The 22,758-nt window shown below is 55.0% G+C and carries 10 protein-coding genes; 4 read left to right on the top strand and 6 right to left on the bottom strand.

Annotated features, from left to right (window positions below):
- Window positions 1–63 precede the first annotated feature (63 nt).
- The gene (locus BLT38_RS08690) at window positions 64–3,426 is read right to left on the bottom strand and encodes a TonB-dependent receptor (protein WP_083344812.1); all 3,363 of its coding nucleotides are present in this window, start codon (window positions 3,424–3,426) and stop codon (window positions 64–66) included.
- Between the two features lie 289 nt (window positions 3,427–3,715).
- Between BLT38_RS08690 and BLT38_RS08695 the strand changes: the two genes are divergently transcribed.
- Window positions 3,716–5,056: a hypothetical protein gene (locus BLT38_RS08695; RefSeq protein WP_083344813.1), complete on the top strand. Its 1,341-nt coding sequence runs from the start codon at window positions 3,716–3,718 to the stop codon at window positions 5,054–5,056.
- Between the two features lie 1,053 nt (window positions 5,057–6,109).
- Here BLT38_RS08695 and BLT38_RS08700 read toward each other — a convergent pair.
- Both BLT38_RS08700 and BLT38_RS08705 read right to left on the bottom strand, forming a co-directional pair.
- Complete coding sequence (locus BLT38_RS08700) at window positions 6,110–7,420, bottom strand: cytochrome P450 (protein WP_172838197.1); 1,311 nt, start codon at window positions 7,418–7,420, stop codon at window positions 6,110–6,112.
- 71 nt (window positions 7,421–7,491) lie between these two features.
- Window positions 7,492–8,595: a fatty acid desaturase family protein gene (locus BLT38_RS08705; protein WP_172838198.1), complete on the bottom strand. Its 1,104-nt coding sequence runs from the start codon at window positions 8,593–8,595 to the stop codon at window positions 7,492–7,494.
- A gap of 418 nt (window positions 8,596–9,013) precedes the next feature.
- Here BLT38_RS08705 and BLT38_RS08710 point away from each other — a divergent pair, with 418 nt between their 5' ends.
- Window positions 9,014–12,331 (top strand): thioester reductase domain-containing protein, encoded by a 3,318-nt coding sequence (locus BLT38_RS08710; protein WP_083344816.1) that lies wholly within the window; start codon window positions 9,014–9,016, stop codon window positions 12,329–12,331.
- Here the strand turns inward: BLT38_RS08710 and BLT38_RS08715 are convergent.
- Complete coding sequence (locus BLT38_RS08715) at window positions 12,318–13,190, bottom strand: hypothetical protein (protein WP_083344817.1); 873 nt, start codon at window positions 13,188–13,190, stop codon at window positions 12,318–12,320. The two genes, BLT38_RS08710 and BLT38_RS08715, sit on opposite strands and share 14 nt — an antisense overlap.
- A 92-nt stretch (window positions 13,191–13,282) precedes the next feature.
- Between BLT38_RS08715 and BLT38_RS08720 the strand changes: the two genes are divergently transcribed.
- The gene (locus BLT38_RS08720) at window positions 13,283–15,505 is read left to right on the top strand and encodes an MMPL family transporter (protein WP_172838199.1); all 2,223 of its coding nucleotides are present in this window, start codon (window positions 13,283–13,285) and stop codon (window positions 15,503–15,505) included.
- 751 nt (window positions 15,506–16,256) lie between these two features.
- On the opposite strand, the gene BLT38_RS08725 is transcribed toward BLT38_RS08720, so the two are convergent.
- Window positions 16,257–17,027, bottom strand: coding sequence for an SDR family NAD(P)-dependent oxidoreductase (locus tag BLT38_RS08725; protein ID WP_083344819.1), 771 nt, complete (start codon window positions 17,025–17,027; stop codon window positions 16,257–16,259).
- 293 nt (window positions 17,028–17,320) lie between these two features.
- On the opposite strand from BLT38_RS08725, the gene BLT38_RS08730 reads away from it, so the two are divergent.
- The gene (locus BLT38_RS08730) at window positions 17,321–20,800 is read left to right on the top strand and encodes a TonB-dependent receptor (RefSeq protein ID WP_083344820.1); all 3,480 of its coding nucleotides are present in this window, start codon (window positions 17,321–17,323) and stop codon (window positions 20,798–20,800) included.
- Between the two features lie 72 nt (window positions 20,801–20,872).
- On the opposite strand, the gene BLT38_RS08735 is transcribed toward BLT38_RS08730, so the two are convergent.
- A complete protein-coding gene (locus BLT38_RS08735) occupies window positions 20,873–22,756 on the bottom strand; it encodes a glycoside hydrolase family 2 protein (RefSeq protein ID WP_231966828.1) in 1,884 nt (627 codons plus the stop codon).
- Window positions 22,757–22,758 lie beyond the last annotated feature (2 nt).

The following is a 22,758-nucleotide window of genomic DNA, read 5'->3' on the forward strand; positions in this document are numbered from 1 at the left end:
TCCCGCCGTGATGACCATTCACAGCGTATGGCCGAAGTGAAACTCCGGCCATACGCTGTGAAGTTAGAAGTTGATACGAGTGACGATCTGCAGGAACCGGTTGGAGACCGAGCTGGTAATGAGACCGAAAGACGGTGCGTTGAAATAGGCGTGGGTGGCATCGGTGGTAAGTCCGAGCGATGTGCCCGGGTTGCCGAGACTGTTGTGGTTCAACACGTTAAAGGCATCTACACGGAAGACGAATGCGACTTCCTTATAGATCGGGAAGCTGCGTTGCGCGGATACGTCCAGATCCACTTCTCCCGGCGCGCGTACGCTGTAACGGCCTACATTGCCGAGCCCGGTTGCAACAACCTGTGTACGGGCGGCGCCTGTGCCAATGAAGACCGGGCCGCTGGGCGTGAGAGGAAAGTCTGCCGCGCTGGTTGGTTTGAAGTACTGCAAGCCTGCTCCATTGCGATAGGGCGTGACCTTCAGCATCTTGTCATTGCCATTTGGGCGTTGGCTGTTGACGCCTGGGAACTGGTTAGATTGCGTAATCGTGAGCGGCAGACCGGTGCGGCCTGTGAAGATGGGACTGATTTCAATGTTGCGCGTGAACCAGGGGCCGCGCGTCTTGTATGAGATAGCTAGGGTGTAGTTGTTCCGCACATCGAAGGCAGAGTTGCTGCGTTCCTGTGTGCGGCGAATGTTCGAGTCAGATGGATACTGCCCTGCATTCAAGCCATTCGCTTGCGAGAAGTTGAAGATACCCGAACCGTCGTCGATGGTGTGCGACCACGTGTACGAGCTTTGCATGGAGAAGCCGCTACCAAAACGCCGACGTGCCGTGACTTGCAGGCTGTTATAGCTGGACGAACCCACGTTGTACGATCCCGGCAACGAGCCCAGGCTCGAAAATTGGCGAGCATTCTGCGTTGCCAATGTGGTGTTCGCATATGCCACGGCTGTGGCTTGGTTGAATGCGGGGAGATTGTCATTGAGATAGAGCGGCAAGTGAACGGCATGACTGCCGACGTAGCCGATTTCGATGACTGTGCCAGCCCCAATAGATTGCTGAACGCTGGCATTCCACTGCTGGTTGAGGCTCAGAGGATTGATGCTCTGATAGCTGATACCAGGAGAGAACGGACTGGATGGTGTTGCGGATGCTAGTGCCGCTGCCGGATTATTCAGGTCCTGCACACCGATAAGCGGCATGCCTTGGTTGAGCGTGAAGGGCTGCGCCACGCGTGTGCCAAGGTTATTGAAGTTGACCGGCACGTCATAGCCAGGGAACGAAACCTGGCCACCAAGATTGGACATGATCTGTCCGTAGAAGGTGCCAAAGCCTGCGCGCATCACCATCTTGTTGTTAGGCGCGAAAGACAGACCGATGCGTGGTGAGAAGTTCAGCTTGGCCGCGTCGATATTGAGCGTGCGAGAAGCGTTCTTGTTCGCCACCAGAAGGACGCCCGTCCGGTTGTCAAAGCGGCTGTAACGATCAGTGGCGATATACATGGGCGACTCATAGTCGTAGCGGAGGCCGATGTTCGCGGTGAGCTTAGGAGTGATACGGTAGTCGTCCTGAATGTAGACGCCGATGTTGAAATTGCGACGACCGAGTAGCGGCTGCGGTATGGCGTAGCTTGAAGTTTTAACGGAACCCAGCAGGAAGTCTGCCAGAGCATTCGTAGCTTTGCCGCCAGACCCGGTAATGTCTGTGACGGCACCAGTGAAGCTATAGGACCCCTGGAAGGACGAACCGGTATTGAAGACGTTCACCTGGTCCTTACGCAGGAGGGCGCCAACCTTAAACGTATGCGGACCGATCACCTTGGTGACAGAGCCATAGGGTGTGAACGTGTTGCTGTAGGTCTGGCTGGTCGATCCGTTGGTTGCTCCAAAGGTACTGTAACTGGAGATGTTGATGGCGGGCGTTTCCTTGTAGGAATAGCGCTGAATGCCTACCGTCTGTGACGGATCAGTCCCCAAGCTGGGAGCGGTACGTTCTTCCACCCAGCGGTTGAAGCCAAAACGAACGTCCACCACGGTGGTCGGATTCACAGTGACTGTGCCACCCACAACGGCCTGCCATCCTTGATCGCAGTTGCAACCGGGAGCAGTAGCCAGGATGGGGTTATTGAAAGCCTGTTGCGCAATGGTCGCTGCGATCCAGCGGTTCACACTTCCCAACAGACGGATGTTGTCACCAATGGCATGATCAATGCGGCCTGAATAACGTGGAGCCGTATAGGGTGGCGAGTTCTGGAAGGTGTAATTGTTCGTGTAGCGGTTACTCACACTGTCAAAAGTGCCGGTCGTATTCGGTAACGGCAGCAGAGCCATGTATGCAGCCGCGGTCTTGTCGATGCGACCCGCCGGGATCTTGTTTCCAGCAAACGGCAGGTTGGTAAGCGGGTCGTAGACGATGACAGGCGACGCGGAGAAATCACCGGAACGGAAAGCTGCACTTGGCACACTCTGCGTTTGCGAAGCGGCTGCACGCTGCAAAGTCTGGTCGTAGTTCAGGTAGAAGAACGTCTTCTCTTTGCCGTTGTAGACCTTGGGGATCCAGACAGGACCGCTAAGCACAACACCGAACTGGTTGTAGTTGTTGGCAGGACGCTTTTGTACGGGCGTCTGCAGCTTGTTACCAAAAGTGTTGGCGTTCAGGACGGCGTTGCGGAAGAGTTCGTACACACCCACATGGAATTTGCTGGAACCGCTGCGGGTCAGCATGGTGACCACACCGCCGGAGGTGCGGCCGTATTCCGCTGGAGCGTTCGAGGTGATGACGCGAAACTCGCCGATCATGTCCGGTGAGGGCAGACGGCTGATCTGACCGGTGACCCCTTCGACGACCGAGTTGCCGTCGAGCAGCGTTTCGGAGTTGAGGGTACGGCTGCCGTTAATGGACAACTGAGCGGAGTTCACGTTGGTGGCATTGCCACCATGCACTACTCCGGGCGCCAATGCGATGAGGTTGGTGATCTCGCGATTTGGCAGAGGAAGGTTCTGGACGTCGCTGGGGCTGATGAGGGTGGAGATCGTCGCGTCGCTGCGATTTAGCTCCTCTGCCTTGGTGGTCACGATGACCGTCTCTCCGACATTGCCAAGAGCGAGGGTGATGGGCAGGTCAACGCGCGAGGCGACGGAAAGCTGTACCTGGGTCTCGGTGCGCTGGAAACCGGGTGCTTCCACTGAGAGCGTGTACGTTCCAGGAGGTAGTTGGAGAGCGTTGTAGACGCCGCGTTCGTCACTGGTGGCGTGGGCGACCTCTGCCTTAGTAGCGGGATTGGTCAGGGTCAGCTTTGCGCCTGGGATGACGGCGCCGGTTGGATCACTCACAGTGCCGGAAAGCCGGGCGGAGGTGTCCTGCGCAACTAGAGTAGCGGCAGGTAAAACAAGAACGGCGGCAATGGCCAGATGCCGGGAACGAAACATAACAAGGACTCCTTTGTTGTTCCTCGCCCGCTTCTGGATCGTGGTTTGGCTTCGATGGCAGGGCTGTTTTCGGAACAATCGATACAGTCGTTATGGCCGCTAACCGTTGCCAAGTGCTTAGCCCAGAAAACATTGTTAAGACATTGTTAAATATTGATAGAGAAGCACTTACATTGGATGATCAACTGAGCAAAGCACGGTTTCGGGCCGCAAATCGATAAGCCCCGCTTGCGACTGTAGGTGCGGTTTTTGTACCGTTGGCTAGCAACCGAAAGTGTTTTGAAGAAGTATGGCGACCGTCCTTCCCCCCATTCGTGAAAACAACGACGTCCCGGCGCCCGCCGCAAGCGTGCCTGCGCACGGCAGCGAGCATCTGCCGTTGGTGGAGAGGATTGCCAATAGTGAGCCGTTCCAAAAGTCGAGCCGATTGCCTGTACTGCTTCGTTATCTGGCCACTTGTACCCTGCAAGGTGATCGTGCAGGACTGACCGAACAGGCCATTGGGCGCGCTGTATTCGAAAAGACCGCCGACTTTAGCCCGACGGAGGACAGCTCCGTCCGGGTGTACGTAAGGCAATTGCGGCTGCGACTCTACGAGTACTTCCAATCCGCCGGAGCCGACGAGCGCACCATCATCGAGATTCCTAAGGGTGGTTATGCATTGGCATTCCAGCCGAGGCATGTGCTGTCTTCGGATGCTGGAGCAGATCCGACGCCAACTACCACCTCTGCCCCCGCTGCTTTGGAGCAGGCAACCGGAAAGCAAACACTATCAACATGGTTTCCATGGGCCGTGGTTGCGGTCATGGCTCTCGTTGCGATTGCAGGATGGACGCGATGGTATCGTTCCGCATCGGTCGCGTTGCCGCCTTGGCCGCTGAACGAGGTGGTGGATCGGCAGCGACCGACCACTGTCGTGCTGGCCGATGTCAGCTATGTGCTGCGCCTACTCGGGGATCGGCAGGTCACGTTGGATGAGTATGTCGACCACAAGTACACCAAGGGGCTGATCCCAGAGAATGCTTCCCGTGGGGAGTTAAGCCTGTTCCACTACCTACAGGACTCGCAGATCACGTCCATGACGGACGCACGTGCCGCCTCAGTCCTGACCCTGCTTGCCGGATCGCTGCATGACAAGTTGGTATTTCGCTCTGCTAAGGAAGTAAACGGCGAGACGATGCTGACTGGAAACTTCATCATCGTGGGCGCCAAGAACTCGAACCCCTGGGTGGAACTATACGAACCGAAGATGAACTTTCGCTTCATCGAAAGTGGCCCTCACGGATCCAGGTACATTGACAATCGTGTGCCAAGACCGGGCGAACAGGCGTTCTACGCTGTGCATGAACCTACTGGGTACTCCGGCGAAGACTATGCCACCATTTCCGTCATGCCAAGTGTGACCGACCAAGGCTCCACTTTGCTGGTACAAGGTCTTCGACGCGAAGGCACCGAAGCAGCGATCCAGTTCCTGAACAGTGCAAGTCGTCGTGATTCCCTGGCGACAAAACTCCGTGCGGCAAACGGGGGAAGACTTCCAAAGTATTTCGAAGCCTTGATCCAATCACATGCAGTCGCAGGTTCCGCCACTTCGATCGACTGTATAGCCGTTCATCCGCTGCACCCATAACGCCTCGCGGACGTCCATATAGGCGGGATAGACGGGCCGCCGTCTGTGAATATTCGCTGGACTCAAGGGATACTTGCGCACTTCCCACCTGGTGGAACTCGTTATCGCTTGATTGCCGATAGCGATACTTCGGCATCTGGTGGTATCGGAGTGCATAGCAATCCTACGTTGGAAGGCTTGGCCGCCATCGTTAGACCACCTGCTTCCGCCCCTACAATCAATAACATCAGTCTTCAGAATTCGCTTCCGTCAATGTGAGACCACGAGGTTGAATCTGAAGAAGACTATCTTTGCTAACATACGGCGAACATAGCGGGTGCTATACGGAAGAACGTGTGGAAGTGCACGAATCCGGATTCCGAAAATGCACGCTGAGTCAGTCTCATTGCCGCCAACCTAATACGCCCCTCAAAGTAGCTGTGCAACCTTACCGACCAAGATGGCACGGTGAACGTGCAAAACATGGCTTCGAGAGTAGTTGCCTAACGTTTTCGAATCATGTACGACTCACCCAAAGCAAATGCCACAAGGCAAAAGATCAGTATGCCATCTCTGGCTTAGTCGATAGGCAACGCGACTCGACGATTGACGAGAAAAACTATCCTATGCGTTTTTCTGGTGGCAGTGTTTGGAATCACTTCGTGCACAAGTCTTGGAGAGTTTTCTCTCCAAAGCTCCAAAGTGTATCCAAATGAGGTTTCAACCACTCGCATGCAAACGCATAGTGAGCCTACATCCATCAACAGCAAGGTTCTGCAAGAGCAGCTTCGCGTTGGCAAAGGCTCGGGCATATTGCCCGATTGGAAGACTGTTGGTTAGCGTATGCGAATAGCATCCAGCCACACCAGGTTCTCTTCTGAAACCGCTGGTGCTCTCATATGCCCTACAACGAGGCATCGCAATGATTCGACCAACCAAGTGCATCTATCTTAATTGGGAATCTAGCTACGTAGAAGCAACTCAGCTAAAGATTTAATCCTGTTATAGCGGGCAGTTTAGAGCTAGCCTAAAAGGAAAATCCTATGCTTACAGAAGCAAAGCTCGATGCATGGCTTAAGCAACGCATGTCGCGGGTTCAGTAATTCCGTTAAAGCTCATGCGAATACCATGCTTCGGGCGCAGGATCACCATGGCGCGCGGCTCGATAGTCTGGCCCGGAGGTACCTCGAAATCGTACTTCGTAAGAAGCTCTTTGAGGATCATGAGGATTTGCAGCATGGCGTAGTGCAAGCCAATGCAGCCACGGGGCCCGCCGCCGAACGGGAAGTACGTGAAGGGCGTTCGCAGCTTGTCGCTGCCTTTGACGAACCGTTCCGCATCGAACTCCTCTGGCTTCTGCCAGTGGGCAGAAGCATGATGTGCACCATAGACGTACACGATGACAGTCGATCCGGCCGGAATCACTGTGTCTCCCACGCGGTCGTCAGCCACTGCAATGCGATCAATCATCCAGAACGGAGGGTAGAGACGCAAGGACTCCTGAACGACCTGCGTAGAGTATTCGAGCTTCGGCACATCTCCATGACTCACCTGACGATCACCAAGGACGGAATCAAACTCCTGCCTCATTTGTTCCAGGACATCTGGCCGTGAACTCAGTAGATACAACAACCATGACAATGAGTTGGACGATGTCTCATGACCGGCGACGAGTAGCTGCATGCTCTCGCTAAGGATGAGTTCGTCACTCATTCCTTCACCGTCGGTATAACGAGCATCCATCAAGGTCTGCAGCAGGTCGTCACTGGGTGGTTCATCGCGACGCTTTTTGATGTAGCTCATCAGAACAGCGTCAGCACGAACGCGCATCTCCTCGTGCTTGCGTAGTTCCCCCGACACCTCGAACCACGGATTCAGATACGGCTGCAGCGTCTGCTTAACGATGAATTCCTGAACGGTGCAGATGGTATCGCTGACAAGGGAAATATCCTCCGCTTTCAGACGCGCTCCAAACAACGAACGCGCAACCATCGAGAAGGTAATCTCCATCATGTGCGGATAAATATCAACCGGGCCCTTCTGAATGTGGCTGTCGAAGATCCGCAGCGAATCGGTCAGCGAGTCCTGCATGATGGTGGAGAGCGCATCGAGTTGCTTCGGAGAAAAGCCCTTCTGAATAAGGCGGCGCTGAGTCTTCCAGGCCTCGCCGTGCGTGGTCAGCAATCCCTTACCCAGAAAATGCCCCATCCGCTTTACCTGAATGTCTGACTTCTCATAGTTCTCATGGTTCGTCTTCAGCACGTGCTGAACAATCGCGGGATCGATAGTCACGATCGCCTCTTTCAGGCCTCCTAAATAGAACCGGAAGGTATCCCCAAGAGTGTCGTGATACTTGCTCAGAATCTGAAGCGGATTCTGAAACATAGCGCGAGAATCCGCGAAGGAGCGAAACCGGGAAACAGCAGGAATAGATGTCGGTGTGTTCATATGCAGAATCAGTTCTCAGTTCCCAATTGCTTCAAAAGAGTCAGGTGATACCAAATGGCACGCCACATCGTGGGATGCTGCCGGTACGGGACACCGAATTCTTCGGCCGTTTCTTTAATAATCCTGGTCAGCGGCGCGTAGTGGGTATGGCACACATATGGGCAAAGATGATGTGCGACATGGTGATTGAGTCCGCCGACAAGCCAGCCAACCATCGGATTCTCCGTCGCATAGTCAGCCGTCGTGGCGAACACGTGATACACGCCATTCTCAAATTCGCCACGATCCAACGGAAAGTAGGTGTCCTCAATGATATGGGTCGTCTGAAAGACCAGCACCACACTGATGCCGACGACCAGATGCACCATGAAGAACGCTGCCACAACCAGTAGAACGGGCTCCTGCATCACCAAAATGGGCAGCACCAGCATGTAAGTCAGATAGAACGCTTTACCTGAGAACAGGATGACGTACTCGCGGACAGGATGCTTCGTACGCGTGAGGTAATCATGGGCCGGGAAGAAGAAGCTTTGGAAATCGCGGACAAACACATATTCCAGCGAAAACAGAGCATAAAGGAACAACGCATAGATGTGCTGGAACCGGTGCAGGGCTGTGCGCGGATCATGCGGCGTAAAACGGAATAGGCCACGCCCTTCGATCGCATCGTCTTCGCCGTGAAGGTTGATGCAAGAGTGGTGGCCGCGATGGTGGAGGATGCGCCACATGTACGAGCTAATGCCGCACAAGTCGAAGACATAGTTTAGGGTCTTGTTGACCGCCGGACGAGTCGAAATCGCATTGTGGTTGCTGTCGTGGGCAATATTCAGCAAAAGAAACGTCTGGGCAAGTCCGCCAAGAACGTAAAGGGATAGGAATTTCCAAGAACCTGGTCGGTGTATGTACAGCGTGATCCAGCTTGCAGCTAACACCGCCATTCCTAGGGCGATCTTGCCCCACATGGTGCTGTCAGCCTTTGGAGACACTTTTGCTTCAGCGAAAAAATTATTCAGGCGGTAGCGCAGCACCTTAGGAAAGGTCGCCATTCCGGCCGTTTCAGTCGCGAATGCTGCCTGGCTCTCTGCCGGAACAAGGTCTGCAGGCTCAGGCACTACAGCGACCACCGATTGTGTTGCGCACATCTCGGGGCGCCTCCGTCCGAAGTCTCAGTTCCCACTAAGAGCGATTGTAGAGGCACATCCCCAGACAAGCCAGACGGCAAAACGTGTGTATCTATGTAAACTTGCTTTGCTACCATAACGTCGATTGAACTGTTCTGAACCTAGTCTCCGTTCTGCTCATATGCGCTCAGTTGAGCTGCGCGTCCAATTCCACACCCGCAGTACTGGCAGAAACCACTGGCTGCCTGCAGGTGAAATGGCGTGCATGCTGAAGAAAATGAACGCGTATAGTCACAGTCGTCCTCTATGTTCCGTCCGCAAGTTTGCGAAGCAGTTGCATTCACCCCGCTTCTGGCGAGGGAAGTTTCGTTCTACAAATTTTCGTTTCGTCGTTTTGGGAGATTGCTGATTGACCACGCCATCGATTTTGGGCCAACTGCAGCTATTGGCAGCTGAACACCCGGATAAACTTCTGTATTCGTTTCTCGATGTAGATGGCGATCCGCTTGAGAGCTACACCTACGCCTCGTTCCTCGACCGAATTCGAGCCGTAGCCGGACACTTGTTGAACGACGGCCGTTTCACGGCGGGCGACCGCTTGCTGCTTGCCTACCCCCCGGGACTTGAAATGCTTTGCGCGTTTTTTGGTTGCGTACGCGCCGGCATGATTCCCGTGCCCGTCTACCCGCCAAGCTCTCGCGGCTTCCAAAGTGCCCTGTACAAGATGGTTCATATCGCCAAGGACTGCCAGTCAGCTGGCGTTCTGACGAGCCGTGACTACCACGCGTCACTGAAGACCAATCTCACTCGGAGCGGCGTTTCCACCTCCGGCGTAGACGTGGACTACATCTCCGGCCTGCCCTGGGTCACTACAGAAGACTTCATCGACCCCACAATCGACGTGCCGATTGTGGAGCCATCGAAGATTCTGTTTCTGCAGTACACCTCAGGCTCAACCATGGAGCCCAAGGGAGTCGTCGTATCCCATGAGAACATCCTGTCGACAGCTGCGCTCGTGGTTGAGAACGAGTCTCCGATCGTGGTGTCATGGCTGCCGCAGTACCACGACATGGGGTTGATCGGCTGCTACCTGTACCCAGCCTTGCGCGGAGGCACCACGTACGGATTCGCGTCCATGGACTTCATTCAACGCCCGGCGTTGTGGTTCGAGACGATGTCCAAGTATCGTGCCACGTCTACGGCCGCTCCAAACTTTGCCTACGACTATTGCCTGCGCAAGGGCCGGCTGCCAAAGGAAACGCTGGAATCCTGTGATCTGAGTTCGCTGCTGGTATTGATGTGCGCAGCCGAACCGGTCAAGCCCGATACCTACATCCGCTTCCTGGAAACCTTCCAGGCATATGGCCTGAAGGCCGAGGCTTTCTATGTTGCGTATGGACTGGCTGAGAATACGCTTGCCGTTACCCTGCATGGACGCAATATCGTCTCGGTGAACAAGCGCGCTCTGGCGCTTGGCAAAGCTCGGATGACCACCGAAGTCTCCGAGATCGACAATGCCAAGCAGATCGTAAGCTGCGGAAAACCGATTCCTGGTCTCGATTTGAGAATCGTCGATCCGGAAACGCACCTTTCGCTACCGGACGGACGCATTGGCGAAATTTGGTTGGCTGGTGCGGGCAAGTGTCAGGGCTATTGGAACAACGCTGAACTGACGCTGAAGCAGTTTCGTGCGCGCATCGTCGACGACACACCATACGACGACGGCTTCCTGCGCACCGGCGACCTTGGCTTCATGCACGCGGGTGAACTCTACGTTTGCGGGCGCATCAAGGACATGATCATTCTCCGTGGGCAGAATTACTACCCGCACGACATCGAAAACGTCGTGGAGAAGTCTTCCAGCCTGGTTCGCCATAATTGCGTGGCTGCCTTCCAAATTCACGAGGACAACGAACCGGCACTCGCGATTGTTGCTGAAGTAAAGAATCCGAAGGTCTTTCCGGATGCGCGCAAGATCGCCACTGCTGTTCGGAATTACCTCAACGTGGAAGTAGCCGTAATAGCGCTCATTGCGCCACGCGCCATTCCCAGAACGAGTTCTGGGAAGATCATGCGCAACAAAGCCAAGCAGATGTGGCTGACTGGCGAGTTCAATGTGCTGTCGGACTTCTCGCGTGACAGCGATGTCAATACAGACGAATCGTCCGTTGACATGAATACGCCATTTGCGGAATTGAAGACGCGTTATAACCTGACCGGCCAGGAGTCATACAACCTCATTGAGGCGGGCCTGGATTCACTGGATTTAGTCACCTTCATGCACGAACTGAAGGAACTGCTCAAGGATAAGGGCGCCGAACTGCTTGCACGGCAGGTGGATATTGGCCTTGTGCAGCGAGTCAGCGTTGCAGAGCTATTTGGCCTGGCAGATCAGCTGGAAAGCGCTCCTGAAGAGGCTCTTGAGCATCTGAGAACATTCCTCGCCGCATTCCGTGAAGAGCAGGCAGCTCTGGAACGTGACATGATGCGCAATGACTGCAAGCTTCTCTTTGATCCGCCTGCACCGTTGCCCGTGCCGGAAGTTCCAGCACCCAAGCAGATCCTGCTTACGGGAGGCACAGGCTTCATCGGGCCGTTCCTGATGAAGAGCCTTCTGGAACAGACACATGCAACCATCCATGTGCTGGTTCGCGCTTCCAACGAGATCCTAGGCAAGCAGCGCCTGAAGACGGCGATGGAGTCCATGGGAACCGTCGCCCCAGAGTTGATGGAAATGTTTGAAGCGCGCATTGTGCCTGTTTGTGGCGATCTTGGGCAACCGGGCCTTGGACTCATGCAGGATGCGTGGGATTTCCTTACCACCGAAATCGACACCATCTTCCATAACGGCGCGACCGTAAACTACCTGTTCAACTATGACATGATGCGCGACGCGAACGTGTTGGGCACCAACGAAATCCTTCGCATGGCCTTTGAGGGGCGTTCGAAAGAGTTCAACTACGTTTCGACGACGTTCATCCATGGCTGGGCCCACAAGGCATCTCTATTTGAGACCGACTGCAATGCTGAGATGGCATTGTTGGATTTCGGCTACAGCCAGACAAAGTGGGTGGCAGAACAGGTGGTCTTCGCCGCACAGGATAAGGGCTTATCGGTCCGTGTCTTCCGTCCGGCGCTTGTCAGCCCTTCTGTCGATGGCGGCGGCAACAACTTCGATATCGCTGTCCGCCTTGTCGCCTTCATGGTGAATCATGGTATCGGCGTGGACACGCTCAATCAGGTCAGCTTCGTTCCGGCGGACATTGTGGCGAACAACATCGTCGCAATTTCCATGACGCCAGGTACAGCAAACCAGACGTATCACGTGGTGCGCGACGAATACTCCAACATGACCGACATCACCCGTCTGATCACAGAGTCGACGGGCCGTCAGTTCGACGCATTCCTGCTGCCGGATTTCGTACCAGAGTTGATCCGCCGTTGCCGCAAAGAAGATCTGCTCTTCCCGCTTCTGGACTTCCTTGTGGGCTCTGTCGACAACATTTCGGCAATGGAATTCAAGCGCTACGAGAGCTCGACGTATCAGGCAGCACGTAATGCCTCGGCGTGGGGCCAGCCGGATCCTTCGCTGGAAGATACCGTCAACGGCATCCTGAAGTTCATGAACCGCAAGGGCATCATCTCCGTCACGGTGCGTGAGGATGGCGCGGAGCCGATGAGCGAACAACTCATCGACTCCAACGCACTTTCGGTTACTGCTTCTTAAACACCAGCTTCTCGGTCACATGTTGGCCGGTCTCCAATGTAGCCGTGGTGGACAGCGTCATCTGCTGTCCATCACTGGAGACCTGCCACTTGTCCTTTTGCGTCACCTGGTTGTCACGGCGATACGTGGCATCCACAGTGTGCGGATCGGCCAGAGAAAGCGCGACAGTATCGTTGCGCGAGTTCTTCACATCGTAGGACTTTCCATCAAAACGCGCGGTGTAACTGTATTCCCCAAGAAAACGGACCCCACCGCTGCCATCCGACTCAATCTTGAGCACGGAAGCCTGCTTCATCCGTGTCTTGCTCTGGTCCTGCGTCCACTCACCTGCGAATGGGTCTTTCGGATTCTTTGCGCCACCGGTGCGTGTCCACACAGTGATCTGCGGTGCTTTGCCAGGAGCCGTTGTGGTGCTCGTTAACTCGTTGCCGTCATTCGAGAGCTTCTCGTGCACCGTAGCCACCAGCGCCCCGTCTTTCTTCTCCAGAACATCCGCACTCTTCCGGCCGCCACGATGCAATTCGATCTGGTTAAAGCCCAGGTTACCGGGCGCAGCAGCCTGATGTCCGTTGGTGTTCGCTGTGAAGTCGAGGTGGGCTTCTCCTGACATCACCACGTGCATTCCGTTCGGCACAGGTGTAATGGAGAGCTTATTCGCTGGATCAATGCTGGACTGTGCGGACACGAGAGTCCACGAGCCAATGCGAGGATCGGTGCTTCCCGGCTGGAAAGCGGCGAACAGGGCGAGAAGTGCAATAGTACGAATGGTGCCTCCTGCGTCGAAGGGGTAAATGTGCAGCCAACGCTGCCAAACCTCCGCGAGAGTATACCGCGGTAAGATGCGCACGCTGGGGTTCATGTTGGAACACCGCTCAATCTCTCGTTATTTTTTGCCCCGAAGGCGTTTTATTAAAAGAAGTCGGCGTCTATGACATGATGGGTTCCATGCATATGCGTCGGTTTTGGGTGGCTGGGATCGTCCTGGCAGCAGCTCTTGTATTGCTCCCATTCTCCTTCCACGCAGAACGCTCGCTTGAGACGGCAACCCGTGTGGAAGGCAGCCAGGCTGATACCGTTCGCAATGAGTTGGCAGACCGCTTCCATTCGCCGTTCGTCGATCAGGTGGTGCTGGTAGTGCAGGGACTTCCCTCCGCGGACTCGGCCGAGGGCGCACAGACATTAGAACCAATCGTGACCGGATTGAAAGCGCAACCTGGTGTCTCCGGTGTTGTCTCCTACCTCGACTTGCACGACCCTGTCTTTCTCGGTCGAGGCGGCGGAACCTACGTTCTGATCGGTCTATCGTCAGCCGATGGACCAGTCGAGTCGCTGGTACCCGGTCTGCATCAACTGGCGTCTTCCCTTCAAGACAAGCTCAAAGCACATTACCCCGCAATCAAGCTCCAGCTTTCCGGCGAGATTCCGCTGAACTTCGACATCCGGAAGGCCAGCGCGGACGATGTACGCCGCGGCGAAAGCCTCGTGATTCCCGCGACTCTTGCGTTGCTACTGGTGGCCTTCGGCAGCCTTGTCGCTGCGCTGATTCCTCTGGCGATTGGTGAACTGGCCATTGCCACCACGCTTGCGATTACAGGCTTCCTGGCGCATCGCTGGCACCTGTCGATTCTCGTACAGAACCTTGCCACTATGTTGGGCCTTGGGCTTGGCATCGATTACGGTCTGCTGATGGTCAGCCGCTTCCGTGAAGCAATCTCATCCGGATTGAATGGCTCTGAAGCCGCAAATGTCGCAGCCCGTCAAGCTGGTAAAACGCTGATCATTTCCGCATCGACGGTGGGTATCGGTTTTCTTGCGCTACTGACTGTTCCTATCAGCGAAATCCGTTCCATTGGCATTGCAGGATGTGTGGTCGCAAGCTTGAGTGTTCTGTTGACGAATACGCTTGTCCCGGCACTGCTATCGCTGCTTGGCCCACGCATCGATCTTGGCAAGATGCCGTTCACGCCGAAGCTGGACTCCCATCGTGCGGAATGCATCGGTGTTCGCTGGCGGCTATGGGGACAAGTCATCGTGGCGCACCCCTGGATCGCTCTCGTGCTGGCTGGCATCCCATTGCTGCTACTTGCGATGCAGGTCCGGCATCTGGACACCAGTGTTCCTGAGGGCGACTGGCTGCCGCAGTCCGCGGAATCAGTACAAGCATTGCATGCGCTTGAACACATGGACCGCGGCGGTATTGTGGAATCCTTGCGCATCATCGTCGAGTTTCCAAAGGATTCTATCGCCCAAAGCGATACGGCATGGAATGCGCTGGACAACATGACTAAGCGCCTCGAAAAAGATCAACGCGCCGATCGCGTCATCTCGCTCACAACCATCGCGGAGAGCAACCGTGCTTCTTTACCGGAATTGTCGCGCGAGACACGTAGAACACTTCTGAGCAGCGATGGGCATGCTGCCCTGATCCAGGTGTTGCCAAAAGGTGCGGTGACATTGCGTGAACAGGTCGATTGGGTTCGTGAACTTCGCAAAACCGGCGCACCTGCTCTAACAGGCGTCCCAGGAACCACCATGCTCGTGGGTGGCATCCCCGCCCTTAATGCTGACTATGAAACGATCATCCGTGACCGTTTCCCATCCGTAATGGCGTTAGTGGTGGGCGGAACGTTTCTCGCACTTCTGTGCGGATTCCGATCCATATTCGTTGCGGTAAAGGCGATTGCCTTAAACCTTGTCTCAGTTGCCGCTGCCTTCGGAGCGCTCATCATCGTTTTCCAACACGGCTACGGCAGCCGATTCCTGGGCGTCCCCGGCGGTACAGGCAGTATCTTCCCGCTGGTGCCCATCGTGACCTTTGCAATTGTCTTCGGACTAAGCATGGACTATGAGGTCTTTCTTGTTGCGCGGGTGCTGGAAGCAAGACGAAGCGGTCTCAATGAAGTGGAAGCGATCCCAGAGGGAATGGCCCGGACCGCTGGGCTGATTACTAGCGCCGCTGCCATCATGATCGTCGTCTTTGCTGCGTTTACCTTCGGCGGATTCCTCGTCGTCAAGATGATCGGATTCACCCTGGCTGTCGCAGTGTTGATCGACGCAACCATTGTTCGAATCGTGGTCGGTCCAGCGCTCCTTCGCCTAGCCGGAGACTGGAACTGGTGGCCCGGAGGACTTGCAACCAAGCCAATAGACTCTCATCTCCTCGATAAATCCTGAAAACCAAACCAATGTTGGGATAAGACGGGTGTCCAAACCGACGCCCAAACAGCTCGATTGCAAAGGTACTGACAGAACGACCAGCAGGAGGGATTCGACGCCGCATCCAGTGCGATGGTGATGCTGGCCAGCACCTATCGGAACGCTCAGACGGTAAAACGACATTCCGGGCATACTCCTGTTGATTCTTCATCCCATGTGAGTGCGTCAGGTGTCAGAGAGCGATTTTCGGTTTCATCTAGCGCGTTTGATGATTGCCCCAACAAAATGACTTGGGATGAATTCTCTGTTTTGATCGTTCTCAACAGCGTTTGTTGTGGCTTGATCATGATCCATGAAATACAGATTCAGGGAAGGACCAGAATCCTTAAAATCAGAGGGCTTTGAATCGTAAACCCAGTGTTTGCGGCAGGCTGTGCAGTGACTTGCGCTGAGGCCCCCTGTGACAAAAAATTCATGAAGACTTTGGCAGCCTGCTCAATCGACGGACTGTTGACTGGTAGATCGGACATGTCCGTCTATGCACCCATCCACTTGTAGTTATCCCACTTGTTATTGGTTATTGTGCTGCTCGCAACATACTTTCCGGTCAGGTAGCCGACGTGCGTGAAATCAGTCTAGAACCAGTTGTGGAGATCCCGTGTCATGATGTGCAATGCAGCCAAAGCATAAACTTCTGGGACGCCAGAATTTGTGAAGACGCTCCTTCGAGCTGTAGCGTAGTTCGATCCCCGCGGGCCAGCGGGTGGCGCTATGAACGCTTGCTCGTGCGCAGGCTTTGCCAGCTACCATCGGCTGTCCAACCACCATCAATTGCCACGGCCTGACCGTTGATGAAGCCGCTTTGTACTGGATCAGCGAGGAAAAGGATCGCACGAGCGATGTCGTCAGAACTGGCGAAACGCCCCATAGGAACACGATCAGTAATGTCATCGTCGGTGTAGCCAGCGCTCGCCTGATCGGCGAGATCCATCTCTGTTTTCACCCAGCCCGGACACACAGCGTTGACTCGAACCCCACGGCCTCCCCACTCTCCGGCAAGAGTACGAGTCAGTCCGATCAAACCATGTTTCGAAGCGTTATAGGCGGTGCGATCACTCACACCTACCAGACCGGCGATGGAGGCAACATTCACAATACTGCCCTCACGCTGCGCGAGCATGATGGAGCCGAATGTACGCGAAAGAACAAACGGTGCAACAAGATTTATCTCAAGCACGCGTCGAAATGCGGAAGCTTCAATCGTCTCAGCGGGAGCGATGAAACTAATGCCTGCATTATTGACAAGAACATCGACTCGGCCCCAACGTTTCATGACGACCGTCATCGCCAATGCGATGAAAGTTTCGTCAGCGATGTCGCCGCTGAGTGCTTCAACGTCACAGCCCGCCGCACGCAGTGCGAGTAAGTTTTCGCAGGGCTGCAGATCGAGCAGCAAAAGGGCATAACCGGCCTGAGCCAAAACTTCGGAAGTGCGACGCCCGATACCCTGCGCTGCTCCAGTTACGATGGCAACTCTCACTCTCCCACTTTACCCGAGTGGATCTCAGCGAGGATCTGCAGGACGAGTTGCTGCGTACGAAGCCAACGTAACGGTACGATTTTCAACGAACGAGGCAAAGAAGGCTACCCCGGACGGTTCGACAAGATTCTCGGTTTTCCTCATTTCGCCACTCACTGAAACACCGTTCACGTTAGGTAGCTAGATCGCACACCCGACAAATATCGATGTTTGCAGTCTTTGCTTTGTGAGCGTAAATTGGCGAGGCGAAAAAACGTTTCAATATTCTGCGCCCATTTTCAGGAGAGCCATCTATGAACACACCACGCGGTCTATGGTGCACGGTAGCACTGGTAAGTCCCCTGCTTCTGATTAGTGCCTCAGCACACGCTCAAAGCAGCTTCGGTCAAATTTCAGGCGTCGTCACTGACCAGACCGGAGCCGCCATTCCCAACGCGAACATCTCCATCACTTCGGCAACAACTCAGGCGACACGCACGACAGTATCCGATTCCGGTGGGAGCTACATAGTCACAAACCTTCCCATCGGCGAATATGTCATCTCGGTCAAGCAGCCCGGCTTTCGCGAAGCGAAGCAGTCCAATGTCACCATCACTGCCGACGCGAAGGTGACCTCAAACTTCTCCCTGCAGCTCGGCCAACTTTCCGAGGTAGTCGAAGTTCAAGGTGGCGCGATCGAAACACTCAACACTACCTCCGGTGAAGTGTCCCGCGTCATCGACGCCAAACAAGTTGAGAATCTGGCACTGAACGGACGCAACTACACCCAATTGCTCACGCTCGTGCCCGGCGCGGTGGTGACCAACCCCGACATCTTTGCGGTTACAACATCTCTCGCTTCAAACAATCAGACCATCAACGGAAACCGCTCCGACTCCAACAACCTTACCGTTGATGGAGCCTACAACCAGGTGGCAGGATCCAACGGTTCTCTCATGAACAATGTGGGCGCCGACTTTATCAGCGAAGTTAAGATCAACACCTCGAATTCGTCTGCGGAATACGGTCGAACACAGGGACCGACTTTCAACATCGTCACAAAAAGCGGATCGAACGCGTTTCATGGTGGAGCTTTTGAGTTCCATCGCAACAGCTACCTGGATGCAACGAACTATATCGCTCGCAAGAAGACGCAGCTAATCTACAACGACTTCGGATTCTTCGTCGGCGGCCCAATTCTTCGAGACAAGCTCTTCTTCTTCGTAGGAGAAGAATGGAAGCGGCTGCGCCAGCAAGCCACCGCGAGCACATTTACAGTACCAACGACCGCCATGCTGAACGGCGACTTCAGTGCCCTTTGCTCGGCATCGAAAGATGCTGCCGGGAATCCCGGAGCGTTCAACGGCGCAGGCGTTTGTTCGGCCGTCAGCGGAACCTTTGGCCAGTTGTACTACCCAGGCACAACGACGCCTATACCGAACAACAACATCTCGTCGCTGATGTCGGTCGACGGAAAAGCGATTGCGAACATCTACAAAACGATCATTGCCGGCGGATTGAGCTATCGTGATGGCGGCATTCCATCGAACAATCTGACGCTTGCCCCTCCCAACCCTCTCAACTTTCATCAGGACCTTGTGCGGGTGGACTACGTCATTAACCAGAAGCACTCATTGTTTGCCCGCTGGATTCATGATCAGAACACCCTGATCGATCCCTTTGGCACGTTTGCCAATGGTGGCATTCTCAACACCACTCCAACGACGCGTAACCGCCCAGGACAGAGTTACCTCATCAGCGAAACCTGGACCATTCGTCAGAACCTGATCAATCAGGTGCAGGCGAACGCCAGTTGGGCCGCGCAGCGCATCCCGCCATATGGCGATAACTGGAAGCGCGAGACCTATGGGTTCGCCTTCAACAAGCTTTATCCGGGCGTGGGTCCATATCCAAACGGTATTCCGATCGGGAACATCACCAACTTTGCGGGCTTCCAGGGCCCCAACTTCTCGCTCATGTCGCCATCCACTGACATTCAGGTTGCAGACAATGTCACGTATGTGAAGGGCAGTCAGAATATAAAGTTTGGTGTCGTCTATATCCGAGATCGTGTGGATCAGAATGGCCGCTCCAACTACACCGGAACAGTAACCTTCAATCAGAATGGAACCGCGACCGCACGTTCCAGCAACTGCGGCCAGGCGACTTTTAACACTACCTGCTATTCCCTGTCCGATGCCTTCCTGGGCAACTTCCAATCGTATTCAGAGAACAGTGCGGATCCCGTGGGCCACTTCCGCTTCAATCAGATTGAGGGCTACATACAGGATCAATGGCGCATCACGAGGAATCTGAGCCTTGACCTTGGGCTTCGGTACCAGTGGCTTCAGCCCTTCTATGCTCAGGGAAACAACCTGACCAACTTTGATCCGGCGGTATATAACAGCGCGAACGCCGTAGCAGTGACTCCTGGCGGTACGTTAGCCAACCCCGGCGTAGGCAATCCATACAACGGTCTTATTCGTGTCGGCGATGGCGTACCCCAGGATCAGCAGAAGCGGGTGCCAAATGTAAACACTTCTCTTTTCGGTCTGATTCCCGCGGGTGCGCCTCGCGGATTCTACAAGATGAATGGAGCCGTCGGACCGCGCTTCGGCTTTGCCTATGCCGCGGATGACAAGACATCAATCCGAGGCGGCGCCGGCCTCTTCTTCTATCGTCCACAAGGCAACCTGGTTTTCAGCCAGCTCAACCTGCCGCCCTTCCTGCAGAACACGCAATTTGGCGTTGGCAACCTCGCAACACTGAACTCGCTTTCCGCAACCAGTACAGGATTGCAGGCAGGCATCAGTGCCGTAGATCCCAAGGGCAAGTCTCCCTACACATGGCAGTACAGCCTGGGTGTTCAACGGCAATTGCCGGCCAAGGTTCTAATCGAAGCAAGCTACGTAGGAAGCGTGGCACATCACCAGTTGCGCCAGCCAAACATCAACATTCCTGACTTGGCGCCAGTTTTTGCCAATCAAAATTCCACGTCACCAAATTCGTCGATCGCCGCGTTCAATCCTTACCTCGGATTCAATGCAATCAGCTCCAACCGCTTCGACTCCAATTACAACTACAACTCTATGCAGTTGTTTGCTTCCAAGCGTAGCGGGGCGCTCACAACGACACTCTCCTACACGTATTCCAAGGCGTTGGGAGACTCCTCGGGCAACAACATCACGCTAGAAAAATGGCGTGATCTCCAATACAACTACGGCCCGCTTTCAAACGACCGCCGTCACGCGTTCGTCGCAAGCTTTACACTGCAGACTCCTGAGTTAAAAGGCCGAAACTTCCTGCTGCGCGAGGTCGCGGGCGGCTGGCAACTGAGCGGGGTCGCACGACTTCAAAGCGGCGCGTACTACACCATCCAGCAGACATCCACCATTCAGCTCGGTACAACCCGTGCTGATTACACGCCAGGGCAAGGACGTGTCTACAACCCCCACGCGGGCCTCTGCGGCTATCTGAACAATGGCGGCGGTGGTACCTGCAACGACAGTGCAAAACCCTACGTGACCACCCCGAAGGCTCAGGCTAGTCACTACGGCAATGCGCCCGTAGGTGGGGTAGTTGGGCCGGGACTTGCACAGACAGACGCGACCCTCTCCAAGACGTTCCCTTTTGGCGAGATCGCGCGGCTCAAGTTGCAGGCCGACATGTTCAACGTTCTGAATCGTACAAACTTTAACGGCCTCAATCTGAACACCAGCAGCAGTAACTACGGCACCATTTCGTCTGCGTTTCCCCCGCGGCAGATGCAGCTTGGTGCACGAATTCTTTTCTAACCAAACAGCAGAAACTCAAAAGGGAGCGGCTCTTCAGCCGCTCCCTTTTTCTGCGTGGCCGATATGTGGCCGCTATTCTGCTTTACCGATGCTGTGTTCCGTGTAAGCTTTTCGAACTACGACGGCTGCCTTCTTCTTTTCCATGCGTTCGGAGAACAACCCTTTGCGGTTATATCCATCCTGTAGCTTCGGAATGTTGCGCGTGGTGGACCTGAAATCCATCAGAACCCACGGCGTGACGCCCCTCACCTGCGGAATCTTCTCCATCATCTTGAACTGATGTTCCAGGACATTGGCCTCTTGTTCTTCCGTCCAGCGATCATGATCACCACCGTGATTCCCGTACTTGGCCTCCGCTCCAAACTCTGAAAATATCAGCGGCTTGTTTACCGAGAACGTCCACGACTTGCGATCGGCATCTTCAGGCTGCCCTTCGTACCATCCGATGTATTCGTTCTGACCGACCACATCCAGCGCCTGCATCAGTTGATCATCCTGACGGACCTGATCCTCACTCACTTTCGGCCCAATCAACGCCGAGGTAATCAGGCGAGTCGGGTCTGTGCGGCGTGCCTCGTTTGCCAGATCGGTGAGAAACTTCGTACGCACCGGATTATTCGGCGTTTCATTCGATACAGACCAGAGTATGACCGATGCCTTGTTGCGATCGCGTCGAATCATCTCGTGCAGCATGATCACCGCCTTGTCATACACATCGCTCTTGTCGAAAGAGATGCGCTGCCACAGAGGAATTTCGGACCACAGCATAATCCCTGTTCTATCCGCGTATCGTTCCATACGTTCATCGTGGGGATAGTGACAGAGACGCGCAAAATTGGCATTGATCTGTTGAAGCATGCTGAACAGGTTCTTCACATCCTCATCCGTTGTGACGCGTCCACCACGGACTGGTGCCTCTGCGTGCACGTTCGCTCCCTGGAGGAAAACAGCTTTGCCGTTCAGCAGAATCTTCGTACCATCCACGCGAACATCGCGGAAACCTATGTCATCGGTCACCTCATCCGCACCCGACGCAAGGACGACTCGATACAGTTTGGGCGATGCGGGTGACCACAAGCTTAGGTTGGTGGCATTGACCGTGAACTCCGCCCGTCCGTCCGCGTTGGTTGTGAGTGTTTTCTCCACGCCTGCCTCAGGAATCCGCAACGTCACGGATGTTCCGGCAGGCGCATCCTGCACATGAACGTAGCCTGTGAGCGTACGCGCATCCTTCGATGAGAACGTCCCGCCATGCTGCAGATGAACGTCATAGTCGTCAATGAAGTGAGCCGGTACCGTCACCAGCGAAACATCACGCGTGATGCCGCCATAGTTGAACCAGTCATAGGACACGCTGGGGATGTCGTCTCTGTGGCGAGTTGAATCCACGGCAATCACTACGGCATTGGTGCCGGCATGCGCCGCTCCTGTCACCTCGCAATCGAACGGCGTGAAGCCGCCTTCATGCTGACAGATGCGTTTGCCGTTCACCCAGACGAACGATCTGTAGTTCGCTGCTCCAACATGCAGAAAGGTGCGCATTCCCGGTTTCGGCTCTATGGGAACATCCCGCTCATACCAGACGACGCCTTCAAAACGGAACAGCGTCGGATCATGCGTGTTCCAATCCCCCGGAACCTTCAGCGTCGGAGCTGTGCTGAAGTCATACTCCGAGTTGTGAGGGCCTGACGTGATGTTCGGGTGGGTATTTTGTGCATAGCCTCCATCGCGCACGTTGCCTTTGTCGTCATACAGTTCGCGTGCCGGCGGCTGCTCCACCAGGTAATGCCAGTCGCCATTTAAGGATTGTGTATGTCGATGATCGACGCCAACAATCAATGTCCGCAGAGGCTCTTGCGCGGAGCCACAACGTAGTGTCATTGCAAAAACTAAGGCCGCTGTAGCGCCTCGAAGCAAAGGCTTCAAAGACCATTGGGCTGCGTGAAGACCAGGCATGA

The organism is Terriglobus roseus (assembly GCF_900102185.1).
In the GTDB taxonomy this organism is placed as follows: domain Bacteria; phylum Acidobacteriota; class Terriglobia; order Terriglobales; family Acidobacteriaceae; genus Terriglobus; species Terriglobus roseus_A.